The sequence below is a fragment of the Streptomyces sp. DH12 genome, assembly GCF_020873895.1.
Lineage (GTDB): Bacteria > Actinomycetota > Actinomycetes > Streptomycetales > Streptomycetaceae > Streptomyces.
This window is the reverse complement of the sequence record NZ_JAHWGT010000632.1, coordinates 1-538: the sequence shown is the minus strand read 5'-3', so window position 1 is coordinate 538 and position 538 is coordinate 1. Positions and strand designations below refer to the sequence as shown.

The following is a 538-nucleotide window of genomic DNA, read 5'->3' as shown; positions in this document are numbered from 1 at the left end:
TCGCGGCTCACCGACGCGGGCGCCCTGGTCACCGACTGGGCCCTGCGGATCGTCGAGGCGGCCGAGGCGTTCGACGCGGGCGCGCAGGCGCTGCGGGACCGCAGGGACTCACGGCTGCGGGTGGCGGCGAGCATGACGATCGCCGAGTACCTGCTGCCGGGGTGGCTGGTCGCGCTGCGCGCGCAGCGGCCGGACACGGCGGTGTCCCTGCTCGCCGGCAACTCCACGGCGGTCGCGGAACGGCTGCTGGCGGGGGAGGCGGACCTCGGCTTCGTGGAAGGGCTGACGGTGCCGGCCGGACTGGACTCCGCGGTGATCGCCCACGACCGGCTGGTCGTGGTCACGGCCCCCTCGCACCCCTGGGCCCGCCGCAGGCGCCCCCTCGCGGCGGAGGAACTGGCGGTCACGCCGCTGGTCCTGCGGGAGGAGGGCTCCGGCACGCGGCAGGTGCTGGACGCGGCGCTCGGCGGGCTGGCCCGCCCGCTGATCGAGCTGTCATCGACGACGGCGGTCAAGGCGGCGGCCGTCGGCGGCGCGG

At 77.5% G+C, this 538-nt stretch carries 1 protein-coding gene; it reads left to right on the top strand.

Translation table 11 applies throughout. The features are described 5' to 3' along the window. The coding region (locus tag LPA54_RS36175; RefSeq protein ID WP_228984770.1) for a LysR substrate-binding domain-containing protein at positions 1-538 on the top strand (538 nt) is incomplete at both ends.